We start from the raw sequence: 5480 nt of genomic DNA, 5'->3' as shown, positions 1-5480 counted from the left end.
CGGCCAGCGGCGGCGAGGGGCGCGCGGTCATGGCGCCCGTCCGGGAGCGGTACGGCCTGCGCGTGGGGGAGCGGGAGCGGCGATGGCGGACATGGCGGCACGCACGGCGGCGGGCGCTTCCCGTCGCCTTCGCCCCTTTATCGGCCGCCGCGCGCCCGGCTTGAGCGCGGCGCCGCCGGCTCAGGCGCCGGCGGGCGCGCCGCGCAGGTAGTCCAGCGTGGCCTGCAGCATCGCCCGCATGCCGACGCCGAGCGCGCCCTCGTCGAGGAAGAACTTGGGCGAATGGTTGGCGGGCGCGGCCGCCGGGTCCTGGCCGGCCGGCGTCGCGCCGACGAAGAAGTACACGCTGGGCACCGCCCTGGCGAAGTAGGCGAAATCCTCCGAAGCCATCCACGGCTTCGCCTCGTGCACGTGCGCGGCGCCCAGCGCCTCGACCAGGCTGGCCTTCACCTTCGCCTCCAGCGCCGGATCGTTGACCAGCACCGGGTTGCTCTCGCCGTAGGGGATCGCGGCGTCCACCGTGGCGCCGTTGGCCGCGGCGACGTGCTCGGCGATGGCCTTCAGGTTGTCGAACACCTGCCGGCGCATGCCGTCGTCGAAGGTGCGGATGGTGCCCTGCAGTTCCACCTGGTCGGGCACGATGTTGTAGCGCGCGCCGCCCTCGATGATGCCGAAGCTCAGCACCGCCGGCAGCGTGCTGATGTCGAGCTTGCGGCTGACGATGGTCTGCGCGGCGGTGACGATCTCGGCGGCGGCGACGATCGGATCGACGCCGTTCCACGGCATCGCGCCGTGCGTCTGCCGGCCGTGCACGACCATGCGGAACCAGTCGGAGCCGGCCATCGCCGGGCCCGGGCGCACCGCCACCTCGCCGACGTTCAGCGAGCTGACCACGTGCAGGCCGAACATCGCGTCCGGCTTGAAGCCGAGCTTGCCGAACAGGCCCTCGTCCAGCATCAGCGAGGCGCCCCCGCGCTCGCCGGCGGGCGCGCCTTCCTCGGCCGGCTGGAACACGAACATCACCTCGCCCGGCAGGTCCCGCTTCATGCCGGCCAGCGCGGTGGCGACGCCGAGCAGCATCGCGGTGTGCGCGTCGTGGCCGCAGGCGTGCATCACGCCGACGGGCTTGCCGCGGTATTCGCCCTTCGCCTTCGAGGCGAACGGCAGGTCCACCTCCTCGGTGACCGGCAACGCGTCCATGTCGGCGCGCAGCGCCAGTTTCGGCCCGGGCCTGCCGCCGCGCAGGATGCCGACCACGCCGGTGTGCGCGATGCCGGTGCGCACTTCCAGCCCCAGCGACTGCAACTGCTTCGCCACCAGCGCCGCGGTGCGCGTCTCGCGGTTGCTGAGCTCGGGATGCTGGTGGATGTCGCGCCGCCAGGCGGTGACCTGCGGCAGTTCCTGCCGCACGGCGTCGGCCACCGTGTCGGCGGCAGCGCCGGCGCGGACGGCGGCGGCGGCAAGCAGCGAGGCGACGGCAACGGCGAGCACGGAAGCGCGCATCGGATCTCTCCTGGGTGGCACCAGCGCATGCTAGCGCGATCCGCGCTGCCGTCCCCGCGACCTTGGTCGGCTGGACCGGCCGCCGGCCGCGGCGTATGTCCTGCCGCGGGAGCCGGGGGCTGCCGGGAGTGGCACGGGACATGCTTGCCGTCGTGGCCGGCGCCTGCCGCAGATCCACGCCCCGAGGCCGACATGCTCAAGCTCGACGTCCTGCGCCGCCAGCATCGCGCGATCCGCGTCCTGCTGCAGGCGCTGCGCACGACCCGGGTCGACACGCCGGACGGCCGCTCGCTGCTGCATCTCGCCCGCAACGCCATCCTCAACCACCTGCACGAAGAGGATCTGGAGTTCTATCCGCTGCTGACCCGCAACGCCGCCGCCAGCGCGCTGGCGGACGCGTACTTCTGCGAGATGCGCGACGTGTCGCGCCGGACCATCGCCTTCTTCGACGCCTGCGCCGGGGACGGCGGGGCCGATGCCTTCGCCGCAGGCTTCGCAGCGATCCATCGCCTGCTGCTGCAGCGCATGGAGCGCGAGGAACTGCATCTGTATCCCGCCTGCGGCGGCCTCCTCGCCGCGGCGTCGCCGGGGGAGACGACGCCGTCGATCGACCTGCGCGGCTGAGCGCCGCGGCGCGAACCCGGCCGGCGGGCGCGCGCACGACGGCGGCGGGACTAGGCGTGGTGCTCCTGGGCGAGATAGGCCTCGCTCTGCATCTCGATCAGCCGCGATTCGGTGCGCGCGAATTCCGCGCGCAGGCGCACGCCGTCGTACAGCTCGACGATCGGCGCCGCCGCCGACAGCACCAGCTTGACGCGGCGGTCGTAGAACTCGTCGACCAGGTGGATGAAGCGCTTCGCCTCGTCCTCCATCTCCGGCGTGAACTGCGGCACGTTGGACACCAGCACGGTGGCGTAGCGGCGCGCCAGCTCGATGTAGTCGGCGACCGCGCGCGGGCCCTCGCACAGCGCGGCGAAGTCGAACCAGGCGACCTCCTCGGCGCGGCGGCGCAGCGCGATCGCGCGCGAGTTGACCACCACGCTGCCGCCCTCCTCGACCGTGCCGCGCGCCACGCGCTCGAAGATCGCGGCCAGCGCGCGCTCGGCCTCGGCGCCGGCCGGCGTGCAGTACACCGGCGCGCGCGTCAGCGCGCGCAGCCGCCAGTCGCGCGGCGACACCAGTTCGTGCACGCGGCAGTGCCGTTCGAGCAGCGCGATCGCCGGCAGGAAACGCGCGCGCTGCAGGCCGTCCCAGTAGAGGCGCGCCGGTTCCGTGTTGGAGGTGGTGACCAGCACCACGTCGCGCGCGAACAGGTGCTTCAGCAGGTTGCCGAGGATCATCGCGTCGCCGATGTCGGCGACCAGGAACTCGTCCAGGCAGAGCACGCGCGCGCGGCCGGCGATGTCGGCGGCGACGTCGCGCAGCGGGTCCTCGCGGTGGTCGAGCGCGCGCAGCATGGCGTGCACGTCGACCATGAAGCGGTGGAAGTGCCGGCGCAGCTTGCGCGCGTGCGGCAGGCCGTCGAAAAACAGGTCCATCAGGAAAGTCTTGCCGCGGCCGACGCTGCCCCACAGGTACAGGCCGGGCGGCGCCTCCGCCGCGCGCGCGCCGAACGCGGCGCGCAGCCGCGCCAGCGGGCGCGGCGGCGCGGCCAGCGCGACGTGCAGGCGGTCGAATTCGGCCAGCGCGGCGCGCTGCGCGGGGTCGTCCTCCCACTGCCGCGCGGCGACGCCGGCGGCGTAGCGCGCGCTGGGCAGGTCGGCGCCGGGCGCCGGCAGCGGCGCCGTCATGCGTCGCGCAGGGGCGGCAGCCAGGCGCGCACGCCGTTCTTCACCGCGCCGCGCAGGTCGAGCAGGCGGCGATGGAAGAAATGGCCGGTCTCGGGCATGCGTACCAGCGCCGGCGGCGACGCCAGCGTGTCGAGCCAGGCGAACACGGCCTGCGGATCGACCACTTCGTCTTCCTCGCCCTGCACCACCAGCCACGGGCAGTCCGGCAGCGCGATCGGCTCGAACGTCCAGCGCCCGACCGGCGGCGCCACCGTGATCAGCGCGTCCGCGCCCAGGCGCCGCGCGCTGCGCAGGACGACGTAGCCGCCGAACGAGAAGCCGGCCAGCCACAGCGCGTCGCCCGGCCGCACCGCGCGCGCCCAGCCGGCCACCGCGGCGAGATCCTCGCTTTCGCCGCGGCCTTCGTCATAGCTGCCTTCGGAAGCGCCGACGCCGCGGAAGTTGAAGCGCACGGTGGCGAGCCCGCTCTCGCGCAGCGCGCGTTCGAGCATGGTCACCACCTTGTTGCCCATGGTGCCGCCCTGCACCGGATTGGGATGGCAGATCACCGCCACGCCGGCGCGCGCCTCGCCGTCGGCGGGCACGTCGGTGGCGACCTCGAGCCGGCCGGCCGGTCCGGCGAGCGCGAAGGTGGACGCCTCGCCCGGAAACGCCGCGGGCGCGGAAGACAGGGACACGGTCATGCGCGCATGATACCCGCGTGCGCCGCGACGATCGAACCGCCGCGGCCGTTGGCCACGATGAACCACCTCGCCCACGCCCTGCTCGCCGGCGACGATCCCGACCTGGTGTTCGGCAGCCTGCTCGGCGACTTCGTGCGCGGCGCGCCCGATCCGGCGCTGCCGCCCACGCTGCGCGCCGGCATCCGCCTGCACCGCGCGGTCGACGCCTGGACCGACGCGCATCCCGTCGTCGTCGCCGCCCGCGCGCGCTTCGCGCCGCCGTGGCGGCGCTACGCCGGCATCCTGCTCGACGTCTGGTTCGACCACTGCCTGGCCGGCGACTTCGCGCGCTGGTCGGCGCAGCCGCTGGACGACTACGCGGCCTGGCTGCACGAAGTGCTGGACGCGCACGCCGCACGGCAGCCGCCGGCGCTGCGCCGCTTCGTCGCCTACATGCGCGCGCATGCGCTGCCCGCCGCCTACCGCGAGCGCGCGACGCTCGATCGGGTGTTCGCCGGCCTGTCGCAGCGGCTCGGTCGCGCCAATCCGCTGGCCGGGTCGGGACTGGTGCTGGACGCCCAGGCCGCGCAGCTCGCCGACGACTTCGCCGCCTTCTTCCCGCAGCTCGCGGCGTTCGCGGCGGAACAGCGCACGCGGTTGCTCGCGCGCGAGCGGGCGGACTAGAAACGGCGACGCCGCCCGCGGGCGGCGTCGGTTACGCTACTCGGTGTCGTGTCGCCGACAAACATCATCCCGGCCAGCATTCGTCCCTGAAGCGACCGCCGCCGGTCATCCATGACCGGCCGAAGTGATCCGCGCGCACTGCCCTTCAAGGCAGTGCGCAAGCGCGGATCACTTCACCTGGCTGACCATCCACTTGACGGTGTTGGCGACCTGCTCGTCGGTCAGCGCCGGGTTGCCGCCCTTCGGCGGCATGAAGTTGCCGTCCGGGCCCTTGTAGCCCTCGGTGGCGTGCTTGATCAGGGTGTCGATGCCCTGCGCGATGCGCGCGCTCCACATCGCCTTGTCGCCCAGCTTGGGCGCGCCGGCGACGCCGGCGGTGTGGCAGGTGTGGCAGAGGTTGTCGTAGATGCTCTTGCCGTCGGTGGTGCCGCCGTAGGCGACCTGCGCGGCCGCGGCCTTGGCGGCGGCTTCCTTGGCCGCCTGCATCGCGGCGCGGCCGGTGTCGCCGGCGTAGACCGCGCCGACCGGCGCGATGCGCGCGCTGGCGGCGGCGTCCGCATTCGTCTCCAGCGCCGCGTCCTGGCTGATCGTGTGGCGGCTGTAGATGAACATGGCCAGACCGATCAGGGCCAGCGCCAGCAGCACCAGGCCGGCGATCAGCATGGAGAAATGGCGGAGGAAGGTCTGGTCGGACTTGCTGATGGGACCGCTCACGGGATCACCCTTGCCTCGTTCGGCCGGAAAGCTGCCGGCCCAGCGCGAAAGCCCGAAAGTCTAGCCGATCCCGCGGCGCCGACGGAAGCGGATGGCCGCCACCGCCGGGCGGCGGCGCCGCGCGCCC

At 73.7% G+C, this 5480-nt stretch carries 6 protein-coding genes; 2 read left to right on the top strand and 4 right to left on the bottom strand.

Translation table 11 applies throughout. The features are described 5' to 3' along the window. Positions 1-180: 180 nt before the first annotated feature. Positions 181-1503 (bottom strand): amidohydrolase, encoded by a 1323-nt coding sequence (locus tag MBSD_RS00925; RefSeq protein ID WP_062534196.1) that lies wholly within the window; start codon positions 1501-1503, stop codon positions 181-183. Positions 1504-1695: 192 nt separating this feature from the next. On the opposite strand from MBSD_RS00925, the gene MBSD_RS00920 reads away from it, so the two are divergent. Then, the gene (locus MBSD_RS00920) at positions 1696-2127 is read left to right on the top strand and encodes a hemerythrin domain-containing protein (protein WP_062534194.1); all 432 of its coding nucleotides are present in this window, start codon (positions 1696-1698) and stop codon (positions 2125-2127) included. A 50-nt stretch (positions 2128-2177) separates the two neighbouring features. Here MBSD_RS00920 and zapE read toward each other — a convergent pair whose 3' ends face one another. Together zapE and MBSD_RS00910 are read right to left on the bottom strand one after the other, a co-directional pair. Then, positions 2178-3293 carry a cell division protein ZapE gene (gene zapE, locus MBSD_RS00915; RefSeq protein ID WP_062534191.1) on the bottom strand — a complete coding sequence of 372 codons (1116 nt, stop codon included), beginning with the start codon at positions 3291-3293 and terminating at the stop codon, positions 2178-2180. Next, positions 3290-3976 (bottom strand): alpha/beta hydrolase, encoded by a 687-nt coding sequence (locus tag MBSD_RS00910; protein ID WP_062534189.1) that lies wholly within the window; start codon positions 3974-3976, stop codon positions 3290-3292. Before MBSD_RS00910 ends, zapE begins: the two co-directional genes overlap by 4 nt. Before the next feature lie 57 nt (positions 3977-4033). Here MBSD_RS00910 and MBSD_RS00905 point away from each other — a divergent pair, with 57 nt between their 5' ends. Then, the gene (locus MBSD_RS00905; RefSeq protein ID WP_062534187.1) at positions 4034-4639 is read left to right on the top strand and encodes an acyl carrier protein phosphodiesterase; all 606 of its coding nucleotides are present in this window, start codon (positions 4034-4036) and stop codon (positions 4637-4639) included. A 168-nt stretch (positions 4640-4807) separates the two neighbouring features. Here MBSD_RS00905 and MBSD_RS00900 read toward each other — a convergent pair whose 3' ends face one another. Continuing rightward, on the bottom strand, positions 4808-5341 hold the full coding sequence (locus MBSD_RS00900; RefSeq protein ID WP_062534198.1) for a c-type cytochrome: 534 nt from the start codon (positions 5339-5341) through the stop codon (positions 4808-4810). Positions 5342-5480 lie beyond the last annotated feature (139 nt).

The sequence above is a fragment of the Mizugakiibacter sediminis genome, from assembly GCF_000953855.2.
Taxonomy (GTDB): domain Bacteria; phylum Pseudomonadota; class Gammaproteobacteria; order Xanthomonadales; family Rhodanobacteraceae; genus Mizugakiibacter; species Mizugakiibacter sediminis.
Note: the sequence above shows the minus strand (reverse complement) of the source record. Positions and strands in the feature narration are given on the sequence as shown.